Annotated in this window: 24 protein-coding genes and 1 other annotated feature; all 24 genes read left to right on the top strand. The window is 37.4% G+C overall.

The genetic code is table 11. The features are described from left to right. Positions 1-209 precede the first annotated feature (209 nt). Entirely contained in the window at positions 210-1,127 is a 918-nt protein-coding gene (spoIIGA, locus tag AC3EMB_RS19100; RefSeq protein WP_000261975.1) for a sigma-E processing peptidase SpoIIGA, read from the top strand. Between the two features lie 19 nt (positions 1,128-1,146). Beyond that, positions 1,147-1,866, top strand: coding sequence for an RNA polymerase sporulation sigma factor SigE (gene sigE, locus AC3EMB_RS19095; protein WP_488517227.1), 720 nt, complete (start codon positions 1,147-1,149; stop codon positions 1,864-1,866). A 157-nt stretch (positions 1,867-2,023) separates the two neighbouring features. Continuing rightward, the gene (gene sigG, locus AC3EMB_RS19090) at positions 2,024-2,803 is read left to right on the top strand and encodes an RNA polymerase sporulation sigma factor SigG (RefSeq protein ID WP_000197755.1); all 780 of its coding nucleotides are present in this window, start codon (positions 2,024-2,026) and stop codon (positions 2,801-2,803) included. A gap of 183 nt (positions 2,804-2,986) precedes the next feature. After that, positions 2,987-3,268, top strand: a complete 282-nt coding sequence (locus AC3EMB_RS19085; RefSeq protein ID WP_000236749.1) for a YlmC/YmxH family sporulation protein — start codon at positions 2,987-2,989, stop codon at positions 3,266-3,268. Between the two features lie 120 nt (positions 3,269-3,388). Then, complete coding sequence (gene pgeF, locus AC3EMB_RS19080; protein WP_001209012.1) at positions 3,389-4,207, top strand: peptidoglycan editing factor PgeF; 819 nt, start codon at positions 3,389-3,391, stop codon at positions 4,205-4,207. Then, on the top strand, positions 4,204-4,878 hold the full coding sequence (locus AC3EMB_RS19075) for a YggS family pyridoxal phosphate-dependent enzyme (protein WP_000218011.1): 675 nt from the start codon (positions 4,204-4,206) through the stop codon (positions 4,876-4,878). The genes pgeF and AC3EMB_RS19075 overlap by 4 nt, the downstream gene beginning before the upstream one ends. Positions 4,879-4,897: 19 nt before the next feature. Further along, positions 4,898-5,368, top strand: coding sequence for a cell division protein SepF (locus tag AC3EMB_RS19070; RefSeq protein WP_000119129.1), 471 nt, complete (start codon positions 4,898-4,900; stop codon positions 5,366-5,368). A 6-nt stretch (positions 5,369-5,374) separates the two neighbouring features. Beyond that, positions 5,375-5,638, top strand: coding sequence for a YggT family protein (locus AC3EMB_RS19065; protein WP_000214324.1), 264 nt, complete (start codon positions 5,375-5,377; stop codon positions 5,636-5,638). A gap of 15 nt (positions 5,639-5,653) precedes the next feature. Next, positions 5,654-6,421 carry a YlmH family RNA-binding protein gene (locus AC3EMB_RS19060; RefSeq protein WP_000029713.1) on the top strand — a complete coding sequence of 256 codons (768 nt, stop codon included), beginning with the start codon at positions 5,654-5,656 and terminating at the stop codon, positions 6,419-6,421. A gap of 89 nt (positions 6,422-6,510) precedes the next feature. Then, positions 6,511-7,017 (top strand): septum site-determining protein DivIVA, encoded by a 507-nt coding sequence (gene divIVA, locus AC3EMB_RS19055; RefSeq protein ID WP_001131611.1) that lies wholly within the window; start codon positions 6,511-6,513, stop codon positions 7,015-7,017. 51 nt (positions 7,018-7,068) lie between these two features. Further along, positions 7,069-7,292, top strand: a binding site (T-box leader). 71 nt (positions 7,293-7,363) lie between these two features. Beyond that, positions 7,364-10,129 (top strand): isoleucine--tRNA ligase, encoded by a 2,766-nt coding sequence (gene ileS2 / locus AC3EMB_RS19050; protein WP_488517226.1) that lies wholly within the window; start codon positions 7,364-7,366, stop codon positions 10,127-10,129. Between the two features lie 157 nt (positions 10,130-10,286). Then, positions 10,287-10,616, top strand: coding sequence for a TraR/DksA C4-type zinc finger protein (locus AC3EMB_RS19045; RefSeq protein WP_001002956.1), 330 nt, complete (start codon positions 10,287-10,289; stop codon positions 10,614-10,616). A gap of 124 nt (positions 10,617-10,740) precedes the next feature. Beyond that, the gene (gene lspA / locus AC3EMB_RS19040; protein WP_000642180.1) at positions 10,741-11,199 is read left to right on the top strand and encodes a lipoprotein signal peptidase LspA; all 459 of its coding nucleotides are present in this window, start codon (positions 10,741-10,743) and stop codon (positions 11,197-11,199) included. Positions 11,200-11,203: 4 nt separating this feature from the next. After that, the gene (locus tag AC3EMB_RS19035) at positions 11,204-12,112 is read left to right on the top strand and encodes an RluA family pseudouridine synthase (RefSeq protein ID WP_000005832.1); all 909 of its coding nucleotides are present in this window, start codon (positions 11,204-11,206) and stop codon (positions 12,110-12,112) included. Between the two features lie 204 nt (positions 12,113-12,316). Beyond that, positions 12,317-12,859: a bifunctional pyrimidine operon transcriptional regulator/uracil phosphoribosyltransferase gene (gene pyrR / locus AC3EMB_RS19030; RefSeq protein WP_001156491.1), complete on the top strand. Its 543-nt coding sequence runs from the start codon at positions 12,317-12,319 to the stop codon at positions 12,857-12,859. A 146-nt stretch (positions 12,860-13,005) separates the two neighbouring features. Beyond that, the gene (gene uraA / locus AC3EMB_RS19025) at positions 13,006-14,298 is read left to right on the top strand and encodes a uracil permease (RefSeq protein ID WP_053563749.1); all 1,293 of its coding nucleotides are present in this window, start codon (positions 13,006-13,008) and stop codon (positions 14,296-14,298) included. A 148-nt stretch (positions 14,299-14,446) separates the two neighbouring features. Further along, positions 14,447-15,361, top strand: a complete 915-nt coding sequence (gene pyrB / locus AC3EMB_RS19020) for an aspartate carbamoyltransferase (RefSeq protein ID WP_000018860.1) — start codon at positions 14,447-14,449, stop codon at positions 15,359-15,361. Further along, entirely contained in the window at positions 15,345-16,631 is a 1,287-nt protein-coding gene (gene pyrC, locus AC3EMB_RS19015) for a dihydroorotase (protein WP_001108371.1), read from the top strand. Before pyrB ends, pyrC begins: the two co-directional genes overlap by 17 nt. Further along, positions 16,628-17,725 carry a carbamoyl phosphate synthase small subunit gene (locus AC3EMB_RS19010; RefSeq protein ID WP_000828670.1) on the top strand — a complete coding sequence of 366 codons (1,098 nt, stop codon included), beginning with the start codon at positions 16,628-16,630 and terminating at the stop codon, positions 17,723-17,725. The genes pyrC and AC3EMB_RS19010 overlap by 4 nt, the downstream gene beginning before the upstream one ends. Continuing rightward, the gene (carB, locus tag AC3EMB_RS19005; protein WP_001126128.1) at positions 17,710-20,928 is read left to right on the top strand and encodes a carbamoyl-phosphate synthase large subunit; all 3,219 of its coding nucleotides are present in this window, start codon (positions 17,710-17,712) and stop codon (positions 20,926-20,928) included. Before AC3EMB_RS19010 ends, carB begins: the two co-directional genes overlap by 16 nt. After that, positions 20,925-21,704 carry a dihydroorotate oxidase B electron transfer subunit gene (pyrK, locus tag AC3EMB_RS19000; RefSeq protein ID WP_000983359.1) on the top strand — a complete coding sequence of 260 codons (780 nt, stop codon included), beginning with the start codon at positions 20,925-20,927 and terminating at the stop codon, positions 21,702-21,704. Before carB ends, pyrK begins: the two co-directional genes overlap by 4 nt. After that, entirely contained in the window at positions 21,701-22,630 is a 930-nt protein-coding gene (pyrD, locus tag AC3EMB_RS18995; protein ID WP_001081057.1) for a dihydroorotate oxidase B catalytic subunit, read from the top strand. The genes pyrK and pyrD overlap by 4 nt, the downstream gene beginning before the upstream one ends. Continuing rightward, the gene (pyrF, locus tag AC3EMB_RS18990; RefSeq protein ID WP_000083496.1) at positions 22,615-23,331 is read left to right on the top strand and encodes an orotidine-5'-phosphate decarboxylase; all 717 of its coding nucleotides are present in this window, start codon (positions 22,615-22,617) and stop codon (positions 23,329-23,331) included. The genes pyrD and pyrF overlap by 16 nt, the downstream gene beginning before the upstream one ends. Next, positions 23,328-23,960, top strand: a complete 633-nt coding sequence (gene pyrE, locus AC3EMB_RS18985; protein WP_000711449.1) for an orotate phosphoribosyltransferase — start codon at positions 23,328-23,330, stop codon at positions 23,958-23,960. The genes pyrF and pyrE overlap by 4 nt, the downstream gene beginning before the upstream one ends. Positions 23,961-23,990: the final 30 nt, after the last annotated feature.

Here is a 23,990-nt window from a genome sequence, read left to right as displayed (position 1 = left end):
TAAGCAGGTCTTTTTTTATTTCGTATATTTCAATATATTTTGTTGGTGAAAATAAGAGTATATCATTCTATGAATTTGTACTTTTATTTTTTACCGACAGATTATGTCTAGAAATCACAAAATAACAAAAAAACACCTCCGCAAATTGACACACTTTCCTATTGGATATGCATTATACTAGTCTCAACTTGAAAAAAGAGGTGAATTGTTTGGTTGTTTACGCCGACGTTGTTTGGTTGTTAAACGCCTGCATTGATTTTCTTTTGCTTTTATTAACAGCTACCGTGTTAAAAAAGAAGATCAAAAGATGGAGGCTTGTGTTAGGGGCATTTATAGGTTCAACTATTGTTATTTTTGCCTTTACTCCTTTTGCTTCTATGATGACACATCCAATTATGAAACTACTGTACTCGTTACTTATTGTGTATACAGCATTTGGGTTTACAACATTTAGAAATTATGCACAAACTGTTTTTACTTTTTACTTTGTAACCTTTATGGTTGGCGGAGGATTAATTGGAACTCATTTCTTTTTGCAAACGAATGAAATGGTAAATGGATTGGTTCAATCTCAGTCAATTTCTTACGGCGATCCAATTAGTTGGTTATTTGTTATTTTTGGTTTTCCGGTAATTTATTATTTTTCTAAAAAGCGTATTGAAAGCGTAGAGGTCACGAAAATACACTATGACCAAATTGTGAAAGTAAAAATTCAATTAGCGGAAGAAGAACTAGAACTGGCAGGTCTTATTGACAGTGGGAACCAACTTTACGACCCATTAACAAAAACACCCGTTATGATTATGCATGTTTCATCATTAGAACATTGCTTACCATCTTGGTTAACAGAACAAATTTATTCCAAAACAGAAATTCCTCAAATACCAGAAAATGATTCTGGTTGGGCGACAAAATTACGTTTAATTCCTTTCCGTGCAGTAGGAGTAGAAAGTCAATTTTTGTGGGCAATTAAGCCTGACAGTGTGCAAGTTGATCATGAAGGTAGTTCTATTGTTGTAAACAAAGTATTAATTGGATTAAATACACAACAACTGTCTACTAATGGGGAGTATCAATGTATTGTGCATCCAAAAATGTTGATTTCACAAAAAATGGTGATCGCTTAATAATGAGAGGCGGGATAATATGATGAAATTAAAATTTTATTTAGTATACCTTTGGTATAAAGTATTGCTGAAATTAGGAATTAAGACCGATGAAATTTATTATATTGGTGGAAGTGAAGCGTTGCCACCACCGTTAACGAAAGAAGAAGAGGAAGTTCTTTTGAATAAATTGCCAAAAGGAGATCAGGCAGCAAGGTCATTACTTATTGAACGCAACTTAAGGCTCGTTGTATATATAGCAAGAAAGTTTGAAAATACAGGGATAAATATTGAAGATTTAATTAGTATAGGAACAATCGGCCTTATTAAAGCGGTAAATACATTTAATCCAGAAAAGAAAATAAAATTAGCAACATATGCATCGCGTTGTATAGAAAATGAAATTTTAATGCATTTACGTCGGAATAACAAAAATCGTTCGGAAGTTTCTTTTGATGAACCGCTAAACATTGATTGGGATGGGAATGAACTATTGTTGTCTGACGTGTTAGGTACAGATGATGATATTATTACAAAAGATTTAGAAGCTACTGTAGATCGTCACCTTTTAATGAAAGCATTACACCAATTAAGTGATCGTGAAAAACAAATTATGGAACTTCGGTTTGGGCTTGCTGGAGGAGAGGAAAAGACGCAAAAAGATGTGGCGGATATGCTTGGGATTTCACAGTCATACATTTCGCGTTTAGAAAAAAGAATTATAAAAAGATTACGAAAAGAATTTAATAAAATGGTGTGAAGAATAAGACCAGCCGTTATGTAGGCTGGTCTTATTCTATTTAGTTGTATTAGGAAATATAATTTAAATGAAAAATCGTGAAAAAACCATATGCATAAAATCCCCTTCAAAGGAAATACTTTACACTGTACAGCAACTCCCGATAGGAGGGAACACTTTGACGAGAAACAAAGTAGAAATTTGCGGTGTTGATACAGCTAAACTTCCAGTATTAAAAAATGAAGAGATGCGTAAATTATTTCGTGAAATGCAAAGTGGAGAGATAAGCGCAAGAGAAAAATTAGTGAATGGAAACTTACGTCTTGTACTGAGCGTCATCCAAAGATTTAATAACAGAGGAGAATATGTTGACGATTTATTCCAAGTTGGTTGCATCGGACTTATGAAATCAATTGATAATTTTGATTTAGGCCAAAATGTAAAATTTTCAACGTATGCTGTGCCGATGATTATTGGGGAAATACGCAGATATTTGCGTGATAATAATCCGATTCGCGTATCGCGCTCATTGCGAGATATTGCGTATAAAGCTTTGCAAGTAAGAGAGAAGTTAATTGCAGAAAATTCAAAAGAACCAACAGCAATGGATATTGCAAAAGTGCTAGAAGTAACTCATGAAGAGATAGTATTTGCTTTAGATGCAATTCAAGATCCAGTTTCATTATTTGAACCGATTTATAATGATGGAGGAGATCCTATCTTTGTTATGGATCAGTTAAGTGATGAAAAACAAAAGGACGAGCAGTGGGTTGAAGAACTAGCATTGAAAGAAGGAATGAAGCGTTTAAATGATCGAGAGAAAATGATTATTAGAAAACGTTTCTTCCAAGGAAAGACACAGATGGAAGTTGCAGAAGAAATTGGGATTTCCCAAGCTCAAGTATCACGTTTAGAGAAGTCAGCCATTAAACAAATGAATAAAACGATTCAAGGATAAGGTCTCACCAATTATGGTGAGACCTTTTTATATGTAATATGGTTTGTGCTCATAGTAGGGGATTAGTGTTCATAGTAGGGGATTAGTGTTCATATAATGAAACTAGCATGGTGTTTCGTATAGGTGGCTTCCTGTAAATATGAGAAACAGCTTCCAATTCGTCATATAAGGGAGAGGGTAAAAATGGTGATACGAATTTCAGAGTTACAGATGAAGGATGTTATAAATATTTCAGATGGAAAAAGGATTGGGAATATTGGAGATATTGAAATTGATATGAACACAGGGCAAGTTTGTTCTGTTATTATTTCCAAACAGACACGTATGCTAGGTATTTTTGGAAAAGATGTTGAGATTGTAATTCCTTGGAAGGAAATTGTGAAAATTGGGGAGGATGTCATACTTGTAAGAGTAGATCCTGTTAATACTGTAACAGAATCAATACAAACACCGACAATTTCATAAAGAATATTACAAATTCCTCTTTTTTTTCTGTTAGGATTATGAAAAAATAAAAGTATGGTAAAATAGACAGGAAGTACCATGCTTTTTTCTGTTATTTTAATTAAAAGGAGCCGCTTTATTATGAGAGAACCATTTAAATATGTGGACGGTATACTGTATTTACAAGCGTGGAAAGAACTTGGAAACATTACTGCTGGATTTACGACAAAAGATGGTGGGATAAGTACGGGCTCCTTTCATGCGATGAATTTAGGATTACATGTGAATGATATCGTGGAGAACGTTCATGAAAACAGACGCATTTTAGCAAATAAGTTACAAAAACCATTAGAAAACTGGATTTGCTCTGAACAAGTTCATGATCATCATGTTGAAAAAGTAGGGCAACAGGAAAAAGGAAGTGGCGTTTATTCATATGAGGACGGCATTTCAAAAACAGATGGCATTTATACGAGTAATGAAGATGTTCTGTTAACGTCTTGTTACGCGGATTGTGTTCCGCTCTATTTTTATGCACCATCACATGGTATGATAGGACTTGCGCATGCTGGATGGAAAGGCACTGTACAAGAGATTGCAAAGGAAATGATTCAAAAGTGGAATGCAGAAGGTATTTCAAGTGATGAAATTCATGTTGCAATTGGACCGTCGATTGGATCTTGTTGTTATGTTGTGGATGATCGTGTATTAACAGCAGCACAGAAAGTAATTAACGGTGCTGTTCCTCATCAAAAAATTTCTGACGGGCAGTACGCAATTAATTTAAAAGAAATTAATCGTATATTATGTGTACAAGCAGGCATAAAAGAAGAGCATATTGTAATGTCATCTCTTTGTACAAGCTGTGAAGAACAACTATTTTTCTCTCATCGTCGTGATCAAGGTAAGACAGGAAGAATGTTGAGTTTCATAGGTTTTAAGGAGGAAGGAAGCAAGTGACAGTACAAGAAAATTTAGTAATTGTAAACGAAGCTATTAAAGAATCTTGCGTTCGAGCTGGACGTTCGTTGCAAGATATTAAACTTGTTGCAGTGACAAAAACTGTAGGGATTGAAAAAACAAACGAAGTAATTGAAACTGGAATTATCGATTTAGGTGAAAATAGAAATGAAGGTTTCTTACAGAAATATGAGCATTTCGGTTCAAAAGTTAATTGGCACTTTATTGGCTCATTACAAACGAGAAAAGTAAAAGAAATCATTAATGAAATTGATTATTTACATTCGTTAGATCGTCTTTCCCTGGCGAAAGAAATTCAGAAACGTGCTGATAAGAAAGTGAAATGCTTTATTCAAGTGAAAACCTCATCTGAAGAATCGAAGCAAGGATTAGCAATAGAAGAGGTTGTTTCTTTTATTCAAAGTTTGCAAGAATTCGATAAAATTGAAGTGGTTGGACTAATGACGATGGCTCCATTTACAGAAGAAGAGGAAGAAATCAGACGCTGTTTTAAGGAATTACGTATGTTGCAAACAAAGGTGCAGGAGCTAGAGTTATTACATGCGCCATGTAAAGAATTATCAATGGGAATGTCCAACGATTACACGATTGCAATTGAAGAAGGGGCTACATATATTCGTTTGGGAACGATTTTAGTAGGAAAAGCGTAAAAGGAAGGAGAATCTTATTATGAGTTGGTCAAAAGTAAAATACTTCTTTTTTGATACACCGGAAGAAAAAGAAGCAGCTCAATATGGTTATGAAAAGGAGCAAACAGACATGAAAAAGCAGCAAGATCCACCAGAACAACAAGATGTTACGTTTCCAAAAGCGCAACCGAAGCAAAATGTTGTGAGTATTGAAACAGCAAAACAATCTTCAAAAGTTGTTTTATTAGAACCGCGCACATATTCGGAAGCACAAGGGATTGCGGACCACTTAAAAGGTAGACGAGCTGTTGTAATTAATTTGCAGAGAATGTCTACTGATCAAGCGGTACGTATCGTTGACTTTTTAAGTGGTACTGTATACGCTATAGGCGGGGACATTCAAAAAATAGGACCGAAAACATTTATGTGTACACCTGAAAATGTTGATATTGTTGGTGCAATTTCAGAGTTATTCGGTGAAGAAGAAGAAACAAATATAAAGAGGTGGTAATACGCCATGACAACAGTTTTAATGGTGTTAAGTTCTGCTATCGAGATTTACTCGTGGGCACTGATTATTTACATTCTCCTATCATGGTTTCCTGGTGCAAAGGAATCATCTTTTGGAGAGTTCTTGGCGCGAATTTGTGAACCGTATTTAGAACCATTCCGCAGATTTATTCCGCCGCTTGGTATGATTGATATTTCTCCACTCGTTGCGATTTTTGCGTTAAAACTTGCTAAAAGTGGTTTGTTCAGTTTGTTCAGCTATTTCTTATAGTAAGAGGTTAAATACATGAGCATTTACGAACATTTTAGGCCTGATGAAGAGGTCTTTGTAGATAAAGTGCTGGAGTGGAAGCGAACAGCGGAGTACCATCAAGTGAAATTAACAGATTTCCTTGATCCAAGACAGCAACAAATTGTTTCTATGGTAATTGGACAAGGAGATGTCGCTGTACAATTTGGTGGTGCAACGCCTAATGCAGAGCGTAAAAGAGCACTCATTTATCCAGACTATCTAGAATTAAATGAAGAAGAATTTCAAGTAGAAGTATTAGAAATTGACTATCCTTCCAAGTTTTATACGCTAGAACATAGGCAAATATTAGGTACATTTATGTCTCTTGGTTTAACGAGAGAAAAATGTGGTGATATTTTGCTGCAAGAAAATCGTGCCCAAATTGTAGTTGCGAAAGAAATCGTATCGTACATTGAGATGAACTTACAAGCAATAGGAAAAGTAAAAGTCTCCTTATCAGCAGTACAAGGAGAACAAATTCTACAAATACATGAAACGTGGGGGGAGAAATCTGGAACGGTTTCTTCACTTCGTTTAGATGTTATGTTAGCTGAAATGTTACATTTATCTAGACAGAAAGTACAACCTTTCATAAAAAATGGTTTAGTAAAAGTCAATTGGAAAACAGTGGAGCAAACTTCTTATGAATGTTATCCAGGAGACGTTTTTTCTGTTAGAGGATATGGCCGAAGTAAATTATTTTCTGTAGAAGGTAGAACAAAACGCGACAAATGGAGAATTTTGTATGGTATACTAAAATGATTGGTTTTTTAGAAGGAAATCCTCCTATTTTGTCGAAGAAAAGATATAATTGAAAGAGGAAATTTAGATAACTACTTGGAGGTGGCGTTGTGCCGTTAACACCATTAGATATTCATAACAAAGAATTTGGTCGCGGATTCCGTGGCTATGATGAAGATCAAGTAAATGAGTTTCTTGATCAAATTATCAAAGATTATGAATTGGTCATTCGTGAGAAAAAAGCTTTAGAAGAAAAAGTTGCGCAGTTAGAAGGGAAGTTAGATCATTTCTCTAATATTGAAGATACGTTAAACAAATCTATCGTTGTTGCGCAAGAAGCAGCGGAAGAAGTAAAACGTAATGCGCAAAAAGAAGCGAAATTAATTGTGCGTGAAGCTGAAAAGAATGCTGATCGTATTATTAACGAAGCATTAGTAAAATCAAGAAAAGTTGCTTTTGATATTGAAGAGCTAAAGAAACAAGCGAAAGTATTCCGAACTCGTTTCCGTATGTTATTAGAAACACAGCTTGAAATGTTAAACAACGATGATTGGGATAAACTAATTGAGTTAGAAGACGAAGTAGATGAACTGTTGAAAAAAGAAGAAACAGTGTAAGCTTGACGTTTTTCTCATTATTACATATAATTTTAAACAACATATTTATTAAGAAAAACGAAGATAGGGATAAGTACCTTTTCAAACCTTATATAGCGAACTGAGGATGGTGTAAGCTCAGGATAAGGAGATAGTGGGAATATCACCCTGGAGTTCCGCGCTGAACAAATAGAGTAAGCGTAGGCGTGTATTCGCGTTAAGAATATAAAGAGGGTTTTATACATATGTATAGAATCTACTAGGGTGGTACCGCGGGAGACTTTCTCGTCCCTTTTTGGGATGAGAAAGTCTCTTTTTTATTCCGTTTTTTAAGTATTTCTTTTATACATGTAAGGAGGAATTGAGCATGGAGTACAAAAATACATTACTGATGCCAAAAACAGAGTTCCCAATGCGTGGGAACTTACCAAAACGTGAGCCTGCAATGCAAGAAAAATGGGCTGAAATGAATATTTACGAAAAAGTACAAGAACATACAAAAGGTCGTCCTTTATTTGTATTGCATGATGGACCTCCATATGCGAATGGTGACATTCATATGGGACATGCATTAAATAAAGTATTAAAAGACTTTATTGTTCGTTATAAATCAATGACTGGTTTTAGTGCGCCATATGTTCCAGGATGGGATACGCACGGTTTACCAATTGAACAAGCTTTAACAAATAAAGGCGTAAAACGTAAAGAAATGACAGTTGCTGAGTTCCGTAAGTTATGTGCAGAGTATGCATATGAACAAGTAGAACGTCAACGTGAACAATTTAAGCGTTTAGGTGTACGTGCAGATTGGGATAATCCATATATTACTTTAGAGCCAGCTTATGAAGCACAACAAATTAAAGTGTTTGGTGACATGGCGAAAAAAGGTTATATCTATAAAGGTCAAAAACCAGTTTACTGGTCTCCAACGAGTGAATCTGCTTTAGCAGAAGCTGAAATTGAATATCAAGATAAAAAATCAGCATCTATTTACGTAGCATTCCCTGTAAAAGATGGAAAGAATGTATTAGAAGGTGATGAAAAGTACATCATTTGGACAACAACACCTTGGACATTACCTGCAAACTTAGGTATTTCTGTTCACCCAGAGCTTGAATATAGTATTGTAAAAGTAAATGATGAGAAATATATCATTGCTTCTGAGCTGTTTGAGACAGTTGCAAAAACGTTAGAGTGGGAAAATGCTGAAGTTGTGAAAACAGTAAAAGGTAGCGAACTTGAGTACACAGTTGCAAAACATCCATTCTACGATCGTGATTCATTAGTTATGCTAGGAGATCACGTAACAACAGATGCAGGTACAGGTTGTGTTCATACAGCACCAGGACACGGGGAAGATGACTTCGTTGTTGGTAAAAAGTATGGATTAGAAGTACTTTGCCCAGTCGATGATAAAGGTGTATTAACAAATGAAGCACCTGGATTTGAAGGCTTATTCTATGATAAAGCTAACAAGCCAATTACAGAAAAATTAGAAGAAGTAGGCGCGTTACTGAAACTAACATTCATTACACATTCATACCCACATGATTGGAGAACGAAAAAACCAATTATTTTCCGTGCGACAGCACAGTGGTTTGCATCTATTGAAGCATTCCGTAAAGAATTAATAGAAGCTGTAGCGGAAACGAAATGGGTACCAGCATGGGGAGAAACTCGTCTTCATAATATGGTTCGTGACCGTGGTGACTGGTGTATTTCTCGTCAGCGTGCATGGGGTGTGCCAATTCCGGTATTCTATGCTGAGAATGGTGATCCAATTATTACGGATGAAACAATTAACCATGTAGCAGATTTATTCCGTGAACACGGTTCTAACGTATGGTTCGAGCGTGAAGCGAAAGATCTATTACCAGAAGGATTTACACATCCGGGTAGCCCAAATGGCGAATTCCGTAAAGAAACAGACATCATGGATGTATGGTTCGATTCAGGTTCTTCTCACCAAGCGGTATTAGAAGAGCGCGAAGATTTACAGCGTCCAGCTGATTTATATTTAGAAGGATCTGACCAGTATCGTGGTTGGTTTAACTCTTCATTATCAACAGCAGTTGCTGTAACAGGTAAAGCTCCATATAAAGGCGTATTAAGTCACGGTTTCGTACTAGATGGTGAAGGACGTAAAATGAGTAAGTCGATTGGAAACATCGTCGTACCGAAGAAAATTATGGATCAATTAGGCGGAGACATTTTACGCTTATGGGTATCTTCTGTTGACTATCAATCTGACGTACGTATTTCAGATGATATTTTAAAACAAGTAGCAGAAGTGTATCGTAAAATCCGTAACACATTCCGTTTCTTATTAGGAAACTTAGACGACTTTAAGCCAAGTGAAAATGCAGTAGCTGTAGCTGAACTTCGTGAAGTAGATCGTTACATGTTAGTGAAATTAAATGACTTAATTACAAAAGTTAAAGAAGCATATGAGACATACGACTTCGCTGCTGTGTATCATGCAATTCATAACTTCTGTACAATTGATTTAAGTTCATTCTACTTAGACTTTGCAAAAGACATTTTATACATTGAAGGTGCAAATCACGAAGATCGTCGTGCAATTCAAACTGTATTATATGATGTTCTTGTTGCGTTAACAAAACTTGTAACACCAATCTTACCGCATACAGCTGATGAAGTATGGCCATACATTCCAGGCGTAACAGAAGAAAGTGTACAATTAACTGATATGCCAGAAGCTGTACAATTAGATGACGCGGAAGCGTTAAAAACAAAATGGGATGCATTTATGACATTACGTGATGACGTGTTAAAAGCACTAGAAGTAGCTCGTAATGAAAAAGTAATCGGTAAGTCATTAAATGCAAGCATTACGCTATATCCAACTGCAGAAATGAAAGCTATGTTAGAGTCTATTAGCGAAGACTTAAAGCAATTATTCATCGTTTCTGAGTATAAACTTGGTGGTATGATGGATAAAGCGCCAGCAGATGCACCGAAGTATGAACATACAGCGGTTGTTGTTGCTCAAGCAACTGGTGAAACATGTGAACGTTGTTGGGTAGTTTCAGAAACAATTGGTAAAGATGCTGAACATGAAACATTATGTGAGCGTTGTGCAACAGTTGTTAAAGAAAACTATGTAAAATAATAAAAAACTGACTGCTATTCATGCAGTCAGTTTTTTTGTTGATGGCATATCAAAAAAAACTTTTCAGACTCTTTCCTGTGAAGGAAAAATGTGTGTGAGGTAAGCAAATAAATTTCGGACACACTAACTGTACATTACAGCTAGGAGGAATGTACACGTGAATGAGATTTACATGGAAATAAAAGAAGAATTGCAATTGATGAGAAAAGAGTTGCAAGAGAGACTAGCTAAAGAAGTAATGCACAAATATGATGTCGAGTTCAGCCAAGAGCTTGGATATGAAATTAAGGAAGAGATAAAGAAAAAATTGCTATTACATGATATAAAAGAGGATTTAAAGGATGTAGAACGCGCATTATTTAAAATGGAAATAGACATGTACGGTATTTGTGAAGAGACGGGGAGATTAATTTCGACAAAGCAAATGAAGACAATGCCGACTGCTCGTACGATTCATGAATTCTTCTATGAAAAGGTAAATGTATGAATACGCACAACGATATTATATTACCTTTTTTTAATTTATTTTATTCTTCTATAAAGGTTCATTGTGAAAAGGTAGCAGCTATGCTAAAATTTTGAGGTACACTGTCTTTGTGGGGGAAATGAAAATGATATATTATGTAATAGCGTTATTTGTCATTGCTATCGATCAAATATCGAAGTGGTTAATTGTAAAGAACATGGAATTGGGTACGAGTATTCCGATTATCGACAATGTATTATACATAACATCACATCGAAATAGAGGCGCTGCTTGGGGTATTTTAGAAAATAAAATGTGGTTCTTCTACATTATTACAGTTGTTTTTGTAGTGTTTATCGTATTTTATATGAAAAAGTATGCGAAAACAGACAAGCTTCTAGGTATTTCGTTAGGTCTAATTTTGGGCGGGGCAATTGGTAACTTTATTGATCGTGTATTTAGACAAGAAGTAGTGGATTTCATTCACGTGTATATTTTCTCGTACAACTATCCAGTATTCAATATAGCTGATTCAGCATTATGTATTGGTGTTGTATTAATTATTATTCAAACATTATTAGAAGGCAAGAAAGCGAAGGAGTAATTGAATGAGTGAAGTAGTACAAGTAACAGTTGCAGCAGAGCAAAAAAACGAGCGAATTGATAAATTCGTTACAGGGATAAATAACGAATGGTCACGTTCACAAGTACAGCAATGGATTAAAGATGATGTTGTGACAGTGAACGGGAAAGCAGTAAAAGTGAATTATAAAGTAAAAGAAGAAGATGAAATTACAGTAACGATTCCTGAGCCAGAAGCGCTAGATATTCAACCAGAGGATTTAAATTTAGAAATTTATTATGAAGATGCAGATGTGCTTGTTGTAAATAAGCCACGTGGCATGGTTGTACATCCAGCACCAGGGCATACAAGTGGTACACTTGTAAACGGCCTTATGCACCATTGTACAGACTTATCAGGCATTAACGGTGTAATGCGTCCAGGTATCGTGCATCGTATTGATAAAGATACATCTGGACTATTAATGGTTGCTAAAAATGATATGGCACATGAATCGCTTGTAAATCAGCTTGTAGCCAAAACAGTAACGAGACGTTACAAAGCGATTGTACACGGTGTGATTCCGCATGATAAGGGAACTATTGATGCACCAATTGGTCGTGATAAGAAAGAGCGTCAAAGTATGACAGTTGATGAAAATGGTAAGAACGCTGTTACGCACTTCCAAGTGTTAGAACGTTTTAAAGACTTTACACTTGTAGAATGTCGCTTAGAAACGGGACGTACGCACCAAATTCGTGTTCATATGAAATATATTGGCTATCCACTTGCAGGAGATCCGAAGTATGGTCCGAAGAAAACATTAGATATGAATGGACAAGCACTTCATGCGGGTATTTTAGGCTTTGATCATCCTCGTACTGGTGAATATATTCAGTTTGAGGCACCGATTCCAGAAGTGTTTGAAGACGCATTAAATATTTTACGAAAATAGTATTGACAAATCATAAGAAAACTGAGATACTGACAACAGTTAAATAATGATCCTTTAACACAGCCCCGTGAGGTTGAGAAGGTAACGGTTTGAAATACTTAGGGTATGTTGTACCCTTTTTTCAAAAGTCCTCTCGCACACGCTGAGAGGACTTTTTTTATACCATTACTCTCACGCAAGAAAAAAAGCTTGGAGGTGTAGAGCATGCAAGAGAAAGCTGTCGTTTTAGATGACCAAATGATTCGCCGCGCTTTAACACGAATTAGTCATGAAATCGTGGAACGAAATAAAGGTGTCGATAATTGTGTTCTTGTCGGAATTAAAACTCGTGGAATTTTTATTGCACAACGTTTGGCAGAACGAATTGGTCAAATTGAAGGAAAAGAAATGGAAGTTGGAGAGTTAGACATTACGTTATATCGTGATGATTTAACACTACAATCCAAAAATAAAGAACCACTTGTAAAAGGTTCTGATATCCCTGTAGATATTACGAAGAAAAAAGTTATCCTCGTTGATGACGTATTATATACAGGAAGAACAGTTCGAGCAGCAATGGATGCTCTTATGGATTTAGGTAGACCATCTCAAATTCAATTGGCGGTTCTTGTTGATAGAGGTCATCGTGAATTACCAATTCGCGCTGATTATGTAGGAAAGAACATTCCAACATCAAGTGAAGAGCGTATCGAAGTTGATTTGCAAGAGACAGATCAACAAGATCGAGTAAGCATATACGATAAGTAAAGCCCTTTTAAATGTAGTCCTGTGAGGCTGCCAAAGGGTCTTGGCTTTCATATGTCAAATTTGGCATACGAAAGTATAGGACTCTTTGTGCACAGGCACAAAGAGTTTTTTTATTGCAAAGATTTAAACTGAAGGAGGATGTAACAATGGAACAAAAGCCAGTGTTAGACGTTAATGAAGTACCGAAACCGGGAAAATGGTTATTTTTAAGTATACAACATTTGTTCGCGATGTTTGGATCAACAGTGCTTGTTCCGTTTTTAACAGGATTGAATCCATCAGTAGCATTAATATCAAGTGGATTAGGAACGCTAGCGTTTCTTCTTATAACGAAAGGTCAAGTACCAGCATATTTAGGATCATCATTCGCCTTTATCGCACCGATTATAACAGCGAAAACGGCAGGTGGGCCGGGAGCAGCAATGCTTGGTGGTTTGCTAGCAGGGCTTGTGTACATCTTAATCTCACTCGGAATTAAGAAATCAGGATCAGAGTGGATTATGAAACTACTACCACCAATCGTAGTTGGTCCAGTAGTAATGGTAATCGGTCTAGCTTTAGCACATACAGCAGTTAACATGGCGATGAACGGTGCGGATGGCAAATACAGCTTTACACATTTTTCAGTAGCATTAGTAACATTAGCAATTACAATCATTTGCTCGATATTCGGAAGAGGATTTTTCAGTATCATACCAGTGTTACTTGGCATTATCGGCGGATATATCTTCGCTTACTTCCAAGGGCTAGTAGACTTAAAGCCGGTAGCTGAGGCAAAATGGTTTGTTGTACCAGATTTCACAGTACCATTTGTAACATACACACCAGAGTTTTCATGGAAGATTGTACTCTTGATGGTACCAGTTGCACTAGTAACAATATCAGAACATATCGGACATCAAATTGTACTTGGAAATGTTATTAAAAGAGATTTAATTGAAAAACCAGGTTTACACCGTTCGATCTTCGGTGACGGAGTAGCAACATTAATTGCATCACTAATCGGTGGGCCACCGAATACAACGTATGGTGAAAACATCGGTGTGCTAGCAATTACGAGAGCATACAGTGTATACTTATTCATCGGTTCAGCAGTATTCGCAATCATGTTCGGATTTATCGGTAAGATTTCTGCACTGATTCATTCGATCCCAACACCAGTTATGGGCGGGGTATCAATCTTACTATTCGGTGTAATCGCATCAAGCGGATTACGCATGATGGTAGATGATAAAACAGATTTAAGTGACAAACGAAACTTAATGATTGCATCAGTAATACTAGTAATCGGTATTGGTGGAGCGGTACTTCACGTAGGGGATTCATTCCAAGTCGAAGGAATGGCGCTTGCAGCAATTGTAGGTGTACTGTTAAATCTACTACTACCAGAAACAAAACAAGAAAAACATACAAAACAATCTAAGCAGATTGCTTCATAAAAATAACCTTTTAATTCAGTCCTGTGAGACAGAAAAGGGTGGCTTCTTCCTTGCACCCTAGTCTTACATGACTAGGGTATTTTTATGCAAAGGTTGTTATAAAAATACAAAAGTGGTAACATAAAAATCAGAAAGATGAGGGATGACGATGAGCCATTTGTTAACGATGAGTGAATTATCGGAAGTAGAAATTTCAGAAATCCTAAAAGACGCAGAAGATTTTGCGAATGGAAAAGAGAGCAAAACGACAGAGCAAACTTTTGTTGCAAACTTGTTCTTTGAGAATAGTACGAGAACGAGATTTAGCTTTGAAGTTGCTGAGAAGAGATTAGGACTAGATGTTTTAAACTTTTCAGCTGATGCATCTAGCGTACAAAAAGGAGAAACTTTATACGATACGATAAGAACACTAGAATCAATCGGAACAAAAGCAGTGGTCATCCGCCATGAGCAAGATCGCTACTTCGATGAACTAAAAGATCAGGTGAATATCCCGATCTTAAACGCTGGAGATGGATGTGGAAACCACCCAACGCAGTGCCTACTCGACCTTCTTACAATTAAACAAGAGTTTGGAAGATTTGAAGGTTTGAAGATTGCAATAGTAGGAGATGTTCGTCATAGCCGAGTAGCACGTTCTAATGCAGAAGCATTAACGAAGCTTGGTGCAACAATTTACTTTGCAAGTCCAGAAGAGTGGAAAGGTGAAGACAACACATTTGGAACATACAAACCATTAGATGAACTTGTTCCAGAAGTGGATGTAATGATGTTACTCCGTGTACAACATGAGCGTCATGATCATTATGAAACAGACATTATGAAAGAATATCATGAGAAACACGGATTAACAGTAGAAAGAGAAAAGCGTATGAAAGAAGGAAGCATTATTATGCATCCAGCTCCTGTAAACCGTGATGTTGAAATTGCAAGTGAACTTGTTGAGTGTGAGCGTTCACGCATATTTAAACAAATGGAAAATGGAGTTTACGTAAGAATGGCTGTACTAAAACGCGCCTTACCAAATGTATTAGGAGGAATGAAACATGAATTACTTGTTTAAAAATGGTCGTTATATGAATGAAGAAGGAAAAATTGTAGCAACAGATCTTCTCGTACAAGACGGTAAAATCGCTAAGGTAGCAGAAAATATTACGGCAGATAATGCTGAAGTAATCGATGTGAACGGAAAGTTAATCGCACCTGGATTAGTAGATGTACACGTACATCTTCGTGAACCAGGTGGTGAACATAAAGAAACAATTGAAACAGGTACACTAGCAGCGGCAAAAGGTGGATTCACTACAATTTGTGCAATGCCAAATACACGTCCAGTACCAGATTGCAGAGAACATATGGAAGACTTGCAAAATCGTATTAAAGAAAAAGCACATGTCAACGTACTACCATACGGAGCAATTACAGTACGTCAAGCTGGTTCTGAAATGACAGATTTCGAAACATTAAAAGAACTTGGAGCATTTGCTTTCACAGATGACGGCGTAGGCGTACAAGATGCGAGCATGATGTTAGCGGCTATGAAACGTGCAGCAAAATTAGATATGGCAGTAGTTGCGCACTGTGAAGAGAATACGCTTATTAATAAAGGTTGTGTACATGAAGGGAAGTTTTCTGAGAAACACGGATTAAACGGTATCCCATCAGTATGTGAATCTGTACATATTGCAAGGGATATATTGCTTGCGGAAGCAGCAGATTGTCACTATCACGTATGTCACGTAAGTACGAAAGGTTCAGTACGTGTAATCCGTGATGCGAAACGCGCTGGAATTAAAGTAACAGCAGAAGTAACACCACATCACCTAGTGTTATGTGAAGATGATATCCCATCAGCTGATCCTAATTTTAAAATGAACCCACCGCTTCGTGGAAAAGAAGACCATGCAGCATTAATTGAAGGTTTATTAGATGGAACGATCGATATGATCGCAACTGACCATGCACCGCATACAGCGGAAGAGAAAGCACAAGGAATTGAAAGAGCACCATTCGGAATTACTGGTTTTGAAACAGCATTCCCGCTTCTATACACAAACCTTGTGAAAAAAGGAGTTATTACGCTAGAACAATTAATTCAATATTTAACAGAAAAGCCAGCTGATACATTCGGCTTAGAAGCAGGTCGCCTGAAAGAAGGTAGAACAGCTGATATTACAATCATTGATTTAGAACAAGAAGAAGAGATTGATCCAACAACATTCTTATCAAAAGGAAAAAATACACCATTCGCAGGTTGGAAATGCCAAGGATGGCCGGTAATGACAATCGTTGGTGGTAAGATCGCATGGCAAAAGGAGAGTGCATTAGTATGAAAAGACAACTTATCTTAGAAGATGGAACAGTATTAATTGGAAAAGGTTTCGGAGGAGAAATCGAAAAGTCAGGTGAGGTTGTATTTACAACAGGAATGACTGGATATCAAGAAACATTATCTGATCCATCATATTGCGGTCAAATCGTAACATTCACGTACCCATTAATCGGAAACTACGGCATTAACCGTGACGATTTCGAATCGATTCACCCATCTGTAAATGGTTTAATCGTAAACGAAATTTGTGATCATCCATCAAACTTCCGTAATGAAATTTCGTTAAATGATTACTTAAAAGAAAGAAACATCCCGGGATTAGCAGGAATTGATACGAGAAAATTAACGAGAAAAATTCGTCAATACGGTACATTACGCGGACGCCTTTGTAACATGGATGCAGATGTAGAATACATCGTGAGCCAATTAAAAGCGACAGTATTTACAGATCACGTGAAACGCGTATCAACGAAAGATCCATACCCAAGTCCAGGACGCGGACACCGAGTTGTACTTGTAGACTTCGGAATGAAACATGGTATTTTACGAGAATTAAATAAGCGTGACTGTGATGTAATTGTAGTTCCTTACAACACAACAGCAGAAGAAATTTTACGCCTTAGCCCAGATGGAATTATGTTAAGTAACGGACCTGGGGATCCAAAAGATGTACCAGAAGCAATTGAAATGTTAAAAGACATTATCGGTAAAGTTCCTTTATTCGGAATTTGCCTAGGACATCAATTGTTCGCTCTAGCATCTGGTGCAAATACAAGTAAGTTGAAATTCGGTCACCGTGGTTTAAACCATCCAGTAAAAAATCTTGCAACTGGAAAAGTAGCAATTACATCTCAAAACCATGGTTACGCAGTAGAAGAAGAATCAGTTGAAAATACAGAGCTTGAAATTACACATGTTGCTTTAAATGATGGAACAGTAGAAGGTCTTCGTCATAAGAAGTTCCCAGCATTTACAGTACAATACCATCCAGAAGCTTCAGCAGGACCTGAAGATGCAAATGATTTATTCGAAGATTTCTTAGCAATGATTGAAAACTTCAAGAAAGAAGGGGAAGAGTTATGCCAAAACGCCTAGACATTAACACAATTTTAGTAATCGGATCAGGACCAATTGTAATTGGGCAAGCAGCGGAGTTTGACTACTCTGGTACACAAGCTTGTCAATCTCTAAGAGAAGAAGGTTACAAAGTAATCCTTGTTAACTCTAACCCAGCAACAATTATGACAGATACTGCAACAGCAGATAAAGTATATATCGAACCATTAACATTAGAATTCGTAAGCCGTATTATTCGTAAAGAACGTCCAGATGCAATCTTACCAACATTAGGTGGTCAAACAGGGTTAAATATGGCTGTTGAACTTGCGAAATCAGGCATACTTGAAGAATGCGGAGTTGAAATTTTAGGAACGAAATTATCAGCTATCGAGCAAGCGGAGGATCGCGATTTATTCCGTACATTAATGCAGGATTTAAATGAACCAATTCCATCTAGTACGATCATTCATACGCTGGAAGAAGCACATGAATTTGTAAAAGAAATTGGTTATCCAGTTATTGTTCGCCCAGCATTTACAATGGGAGGAACAGGTGGCGGAATTTGTAGTAATGAAGAAGAACTAATTGAAATCGTATCCGGTGGATTAAAACATAGTCCAGTAACACAATGTTTATTAGAAAAGAGCATTGCTGGTTGTAAGGAAATTGAATATGAAGTAATGCGTGATTCGAATGATAACGCGATTGTAGTATGTAACATGGAAAACATCGATCCAGTTGGGGTTCACACAGGTGATTCTATCGTAGTAGCACCAAGCCAAACATTAAGCGACCGTGAATATCAAATGTTACGAAACACTTCATTACGAATTATTCGTGCATTAGGAATTGAAGGTGGATGTAACGTTCAGCTTGCACTAGATCCACATAGCTTCCAATACTATGTAATCGAAGTAAACCCACGTGTAAGTCGTTCATCTGCACTAGCATCTAAAGCGACTGGATATCCAATTGCAAAATTAGCAGCGAAAATTGCAGTCGGCTTAACATTAGATGAAATCATAAACCCAGTAACACAAAAAACTTACGCTTGCTTCGAGCCAGCATTAGACTATGTTGTTTCAAAAATTCCACGCTGGCCATTTGATAAGTTTGAATCAGCAAACAGAACACTTGGTACACAAATGAAGGCAACTGGTGAAGTTATGTCAATCGGACGTAACTTAGAGCAATCATTATTAAAAGCAGTTCGTTCTTTAGAGCTTGGCATTTATCACTTAGAATTAGACCACTTAAAAGAACTTGATAAAGAAACAATGAAAAAACGCATTATTAAAGCAGACGATGAGCGACTGTTTATTGTAGCAGAAGCAATTCGTCAAGGTGTAACGAAAGAAGAAATCAACGAATGGTGTGAAATGGACTTCTTCTTCTTACAAAAAATTGAAAACATCGTAAATATGGAACGCGAAGTAAAAGCGAATGTAGGAAATATGGAAGTACTACAAGCTGCGAAAGAAATGGGCTTCAGTGATCACTACATTGCAGCTGCTTGGAACAAAACGGAGCGTGAAATTTACGATATGCGTAAAGAAAGCAATATAACTCCTGTTTATAAAATGGTAGATACTTGTGCGGCAGAGTTTGAATCTGCAACACCATACTACTACAGCACATATGGTGATGAGAATGAATCGGTTATAACAGATCGTAAGAGTGTTGTTGTACTAGGGTCTGGTCCAATCCGTATCGGTCAAGGGGTTGAGTTTGACTATGCAACAGTTCACTCTGTATGGGCAATTAAAGAAGCTGGATATGAGGCAATCATTGTTAATAACAATCCAGAAACAGTTTCAACAGACTTCAGTATTTCTGACAAATTATACTTTGAACCATTAACAATCGAAGATGTAATGCACATCATTGATTTAGAAAAACCAGAAGGCGTTATTGTTCAGTTCGGTGGACAAACGGCAATTAACTTAGCGGCGAAATTAGAGGCTCACGGTGTGAAAATCTTAGGAACATCACTTGAAGACTTAGACCGTGCAGAAGATCGTGATAAATTTGAAGCTGCTTTAACAAAACTTGGTATCCCGCAACCAGTTGGTAAAACAGCAACGACTGTAGAACAAGCAGTAGCAATCGCAGAAGAAATTGGTTATCCAGTATTAGTAAGACCATCTTACGTACTAGGTGGACGTGCGATGGAAATCGTATATCGTCAAGAAGAACTGCTGCACTACATGAAAAATGCAGTTAAAGTTCATGCAGATCACCCAGTATTAATCGACCGTTACATGGTTGGTAAAGAAATTGAAGTAGATGCAATTTCAGATGGTGAGAATGTATTCATTCCAGGTATTATGGAACATATTGAACGCGCTGGAGTTCACTCTGGTGACTCAATTGGAGTATATCCACCACAAAGTTTATCTGAAAAACTAAAAGAACAAATCATTGAACATACAATTGCACTTGGAAAAGGATTAAACATTGTTGGATTACTAAATATCCAGTTTGTAGTATTCAAAGATCAAGTGTACGTAATTGAAGTAAACCCACGTGCAAGCCGTACAGTACCGTTCTTAAGTAAAATTACAGGCGTACCGATGGCGAATGTTGCAACGAAAGTTATTTTAGGGCAAGACCTAGTAGAGCAAGGATACGGAACGGGCTATCACCCAGAAGAGAAAGAAGTATATGTAAAAGCTCCGGTATTCTCATTCGCGAAACTACGTTCAGTTGATACAACATTAGGACCTGAAATGAAATCAACAGGGGAAGTAATGGGTAAAGACTTAACGCTTGAAAAAGCATTATATAAAGGATTAGTTGCTTCAGGAATTAACATCCCAACGCACGGATCAGTAATCATTACTGTAGCGGATAAAGATAAAGAAGAGGCGATGGAAATTGCAAAACGTTTCCACGAAATCGGCTATAACTTATTAGCAACAGCTGGAACAGCACAATCATTAGAAGAGCAAAATATCCCAGTACAAGTTGTAAACAAAATTGATTCTGAAGACTACAACTTACTAGATATTATCCGTCAAGGAAAAGCACAGTTTGTAATTAACACATTAACAAAAGGTAAACAACCAGCGCGTGATGGTTTCCGCATTCGCCGTGAATCAGTAGAAAATGGTGTGGCTTGCTTAACATCACTTGATACAACAAGAGCAATCTTACGAGTATTAGAATCTATGACATTCTCAGCTCATTCAATGAAAGAAATTACGCAAACAAAGCGTCACGAGGTGGTACATGCATGATGCAAAAGCAAAATATGATCGTCGTTAATCAAAAAGAAATCGCAAAAAACATTTACGAGTTAGTGCTTCAAGGAACTTTAGTACAGCAAATGAACGAACCAGGGCAGTTTGTACACATTAAGGTAGCAGAGGGCATTGCGCCCCTTCTGCGCCGCCCGATTAGTATTTGTAATGTAGATCAAGAGAAGAACGAATTTACAATGTTATATCGTGCGGAAGGACAAGGGACAAAAACATTAGCAACTAGAAAACAAGGTGAAATGGTAGACGTACTAGGACCACTAGGACACGGTTTTCCTGTAGAAGAAGCAGAAGCTGGTCAAACAGCTTTACTAGTAGGCGGGGGGATTGGTGTACCACCACTTTATGAACTATCACAGCGCCTCGTTGCAAAAGGTGTACGTGTAATTCACATCTTAGGTTTTCAAACGAAAGATGTAGTTTTCTATGAAGAAAAATTTGCAGAACTTGGTGATACGTACGTTGCGACAGTAGATGGTACACACGGTACAAAAGGATTTGTCACAGATGTAATTGATAATTACGGAATTGACTTTGATATTCTTTATTCATGTGGTCCGTTAGCGATGCTTCGTGCATTAGAAGGACGTTACAAAGAGAAAAAAGCCTATATTTCATTAGAAGAACGTATGGGCTGCGGTATTGGAGCTTGTTTCGCATGTGTATGCCACTTACAAGAAGATCCAAGTGGACATTCTTACAAGAAGGTGTGTAGCGACGGACCAGTATTTCCAATCGGGGAGGTTGTACTATGAACAGATTGCAAGTTGAATTACCAGGATTATCATTAAAAAATCCAATTATACCGGCATCTGGATGCTTTGGATTTGGTCGTGAATATGCACAGTTTTACGATTTAAGTGTACTAGGATCAATCATGATTAAAGCGACGACAGAACAACCACGCTATGGAAATCCAACACCTCGTGTTGCTGAAACACCGGGCGGCATGTTAAATGCGATCGGACTTCAAAACCCAGGGTTAGAAAAAGTAATGAATTCTGAATTACCATGGTTAGAACAATTTGACCTTCCAATCATTGCGAACGTTGCAGGCTCACAAGCTGAGGATTACGTAGCGGTTGCAAAGGAAATTTCTAAAGCGCCTAATGTCCATGCACTAGAATTAAATATTTCTTGTCCGAACGTAAAAACAGGTGGTATCGCCTTTGGTACAAATCCTGAAATTGCTGCTGATTTAACGAAGCGAGTAAAAGAGGTTTCTGAAGTACCTGTATACGTGAAGTTGTCACCGAACGTGGCAAACATAGTGGAAATTGCAAAAGCGATTGAAAATGCAGGTGCAGATGGTTTAACGATGATTAATACATTGCTTGGTATGCGTTTAGATTTAAAAACAGCTAAACCAATTTTAGCAAACCGTACAGGCGGATTATCAGGTCCTGCGATTAAGCCAGTAGCAATTCGTATGGTACATGAAGTAAGCCAAGCGGTTAACATTCCAATTATCGGAATGGGTGGTATTGAAACGGCGGAAGATGTAATTGAATTCTTCTACGCTGGCGCAAGCGCAGTTGCAGTAGGTACAGCGAACTTTATCGATCCGTTCGTATGTCCGACAATTATTGAAGAGTTACCAGCATTACTAGATGAATTAGGATTTGATCACATTTCGGAATGTCAAGGAAGGAGCTGGAAGCAAACATGTCACAGTCGTTAATCGTTGCACTAGATTTTCCAGGGAAACAAGATGTAGAACAATTCTTGCGCCACTTTGAAGGGGAAGAGTTATTTGTCAAAGTTGGTATGGAGTTATTTTACAAAGAAGGCCCTGCAATTATTACGTACTTAAAAGAAAAAGGACATAAGATTTTTCTAGATTTAAAACTTCATGATATTCCGAATACAGTAAAAAGCGCTATGCGTAGCCTAGCTAGTCTAGATGTTGATATGGTAAATGTTCATGCTGCTGGGGGAAGCAGCATGATGAAAGCTGCGATTGAGGGATTAGAGGAAGGTAAGCAAGAAGGAAAAGAGAGACCGATTTGTATTGCAGTTACACAACTAACAAGCACTTCGGAAGCTATGATGAAAAAAGAGATTGGCATCGAGAAGACGTTAGAAGAAGCGGTTGCTCATTATGCAAAACTAACGAAAGAAAGTGGACTTGATGGCGTTGTTTGCTCAACGCTTGAAGTTCCAAAATTACGTGAAGTATGCGGAAATGAATTTGTAACAGTAACACCGGGGATTCGTCTTGCAAGCGATGATGTAAATGACCAGGTGCGCGTAGCAACACCGAAACGTGCGAGGGAACTTGGCTCAAGCTACATCGTAGTTGGACGTAGTATTACAAAAGCAGAAAATCCGCTTGAAGCGTATAAAACAGTAAAACAACAGTGGGAAGGTGTAACAGTATGAAAAAAGAAATCGCATCGCATTTATTAGAAATTGGAGCAGTATTTTTACAACCGAATGATCCATTCACATGGTCTTCAGGTATGAAATCACCAATTTATTGTGATAACCGTTTAACTTTATCTTATCCAAAAGTACGTCAAGCGATTGCAGCTGGATTAGAAGAGTTAATTAAAGAGCACTTCCCAACTGTAGAAGTTATTGCAGGAACAGCAACTGCTGGTATTGCGCACGCTGCATGGGTAAGCGATCGTATGGATTTACCAATGTGCTACGTACGTAGTAAAGCAAAAGGCCACGGTAAAGGGAATCAAATTGAAGGAAAAGCTGAAAAAGGTCAAAAAGTTGTAGTAGTAGAAGACTTAATTTCAACTGGCGGAAGTGCAATTACATGTGTAGAAGCACTTCGCGAAGCTGGCTGTGAAGTATTAGGAATCGTATCAATCTTCACATACGAGCTAGAAGCAGGAAAAGAAAAGCTAGAAGCAGCTAACGTAGCATCATATTCTTTAAGTGATTACAGTGCATTAACTGAAGTTGCAGCAGAAAAAGGTATGATCGGACAAGCTGAAACGAAAAAATTACAAGAGTGGCGTAAAAATCCAGCTAACGAAGCTTGGATCACAGCGTAACATGAAAAAAACGACCGCGGGGGAACGCGG

The organism is Bacillus sp. LQ16 (genome assembly GCF_057784645.1).
The sequence above is the reverse complement of the archived record's forward strand: the minus strand, read 5'-3'. Positions and strand labels throughout refer to the sequence as shown.

What these genes read in the sequence shown, in the direction of transcription:
- sigE (WP_488517227.1), top strand. Translation starts at nt 1,147, where the DNA reads ATGATGAAATTAAAATTTTATTTAGTATACCTTTGGTATAAAGTATTG.
- AC3EMB_RS19085 (WP_000236749.1), top strand. Translation starts at nt 2,987, where the DNA reads ATGGTGATACGAATTTCAGAGTTACAGATGAAGGATGTTATAAATATT.
- pgeF (WP_001209012.1), top strand. Translation starts at nt 3,389, where the DNA reads ATGAGAGAACCATTTAAATATGTGGACGGTATACTGTATTTACAAGCG.
- AC3EMB_RS19070 (WP_000119129.1), top strand. Translation starts at nt 4,898, where the DNA reads ATGAGTTGGTCAAAAGTAAAATACTTCTTTTTTGATACACCGGAAGAA.
- AC3EMB_RS19065 (WP_000214324.1), top strand. Translation starts at nt 5,375, where the DNA reads ATGACAACAGTTTTAATGGTGTTAAGTTCTGCTATCGAGATTTACTCG.
- AC3EMB_RS19060 (WP_000029713.1), top strand. Translation starts at nt 5,654, where the DNA reads ATGAGCATTTACGAACATTTTAGGCCTGATGAAGAGGTCTTTGTAGAT.
- ileS2 (WP_488517226.1), top strand. Translation starts at nt 7,364, where the DNA reads ATGGAGTACAAAAATACATTACTGATGCCAAAAACAGAGTTCCCAATG.
- lspA (WP_000642180.1), top strand. Translation starts at nt 10,741, where the DNA reads ATGATATATTATGTAATAGCGTTATTTGTCATTGCTATCGATCAAATA.
- AC3EMB_RS19035 (WP_000005832.1), top strand. Translation starts at nt 11,204, where the DNA reads ATGAGTGAAGTAGTACAAGTAACAGTTGCAGCAGAGCAAAAAAACGAG.
- pyrR (WP_001156491.1), top strand. Translation starts at nt 12,317, where the DNA reads ATGCAAGAGAAAGCTGTCGTTTTAGATGACCAAATGATTCGCCGCGCT.
- uraA (WP_053563749.1), top strand. Translation starts at nt 13,006, where the DNA reads ATGGAACAAAAGCCAGTGTTAGACGTTAATGAAGTACCGAAACCGGGA.
- pyrB (WP_000018860.1), top strand. Translation starts at nt 14,447, where the DNA reads ATGAGCCATTTGTTAACGATGAGTGAATTATCGGAAGTAGAAATTTCA.
- pyrC (WP_001108371.1), top strand. Translation starts at nt 15,345, where the DNA reads ATGAATTACTTGTTTAAAAATGGTCGTTATATGAATGAAGAAGGAAAA.
- AC3EMB_RS19010 (WP_000828670.1), top strand. Translation starts at nt 16,628, where the DNA reads ATGAAAAGACAACTTATCTTAGAAGATGGAACAGTATTAATTGGAAAA.
- carB (WP_001126128.1), top strand. Translation starts at nt 17,710, where the DNA reads ATGCCAAAACGCCTAGACATTAACACAATTTTAGTAATCGGATCAGGA.
- pyrK (WP_000983359.1), top strand. Translation starts at nt 20,925, where the DNA reads ATGATGCAAAAGCAAAATATGATCGTCGTTAATCAAAAAGAAATCGCA.
- pyrD (WP_001081057.1), top strand. Translation starts at nt 21,701, where the DNA reads ATGAACAGATTGCAAGTTGAATTACCAGGATTATCATTAAAAAATCCA.
- pyrF (WP_000083496.1), top strand. Translation starts at nt 22,615, where the DNA reads ATGTCACAGTCGTTAATCGTTGCACTAGATTTTCCAGGGAAACAAGAT.
- pyrE (WP_000711449.1), top strand. Translation starts at nt 23,328, where the DNA reads ATGAAAAAAGAAATCGCATCGCATTTATTAGAAATTGGAGCAGTATTT.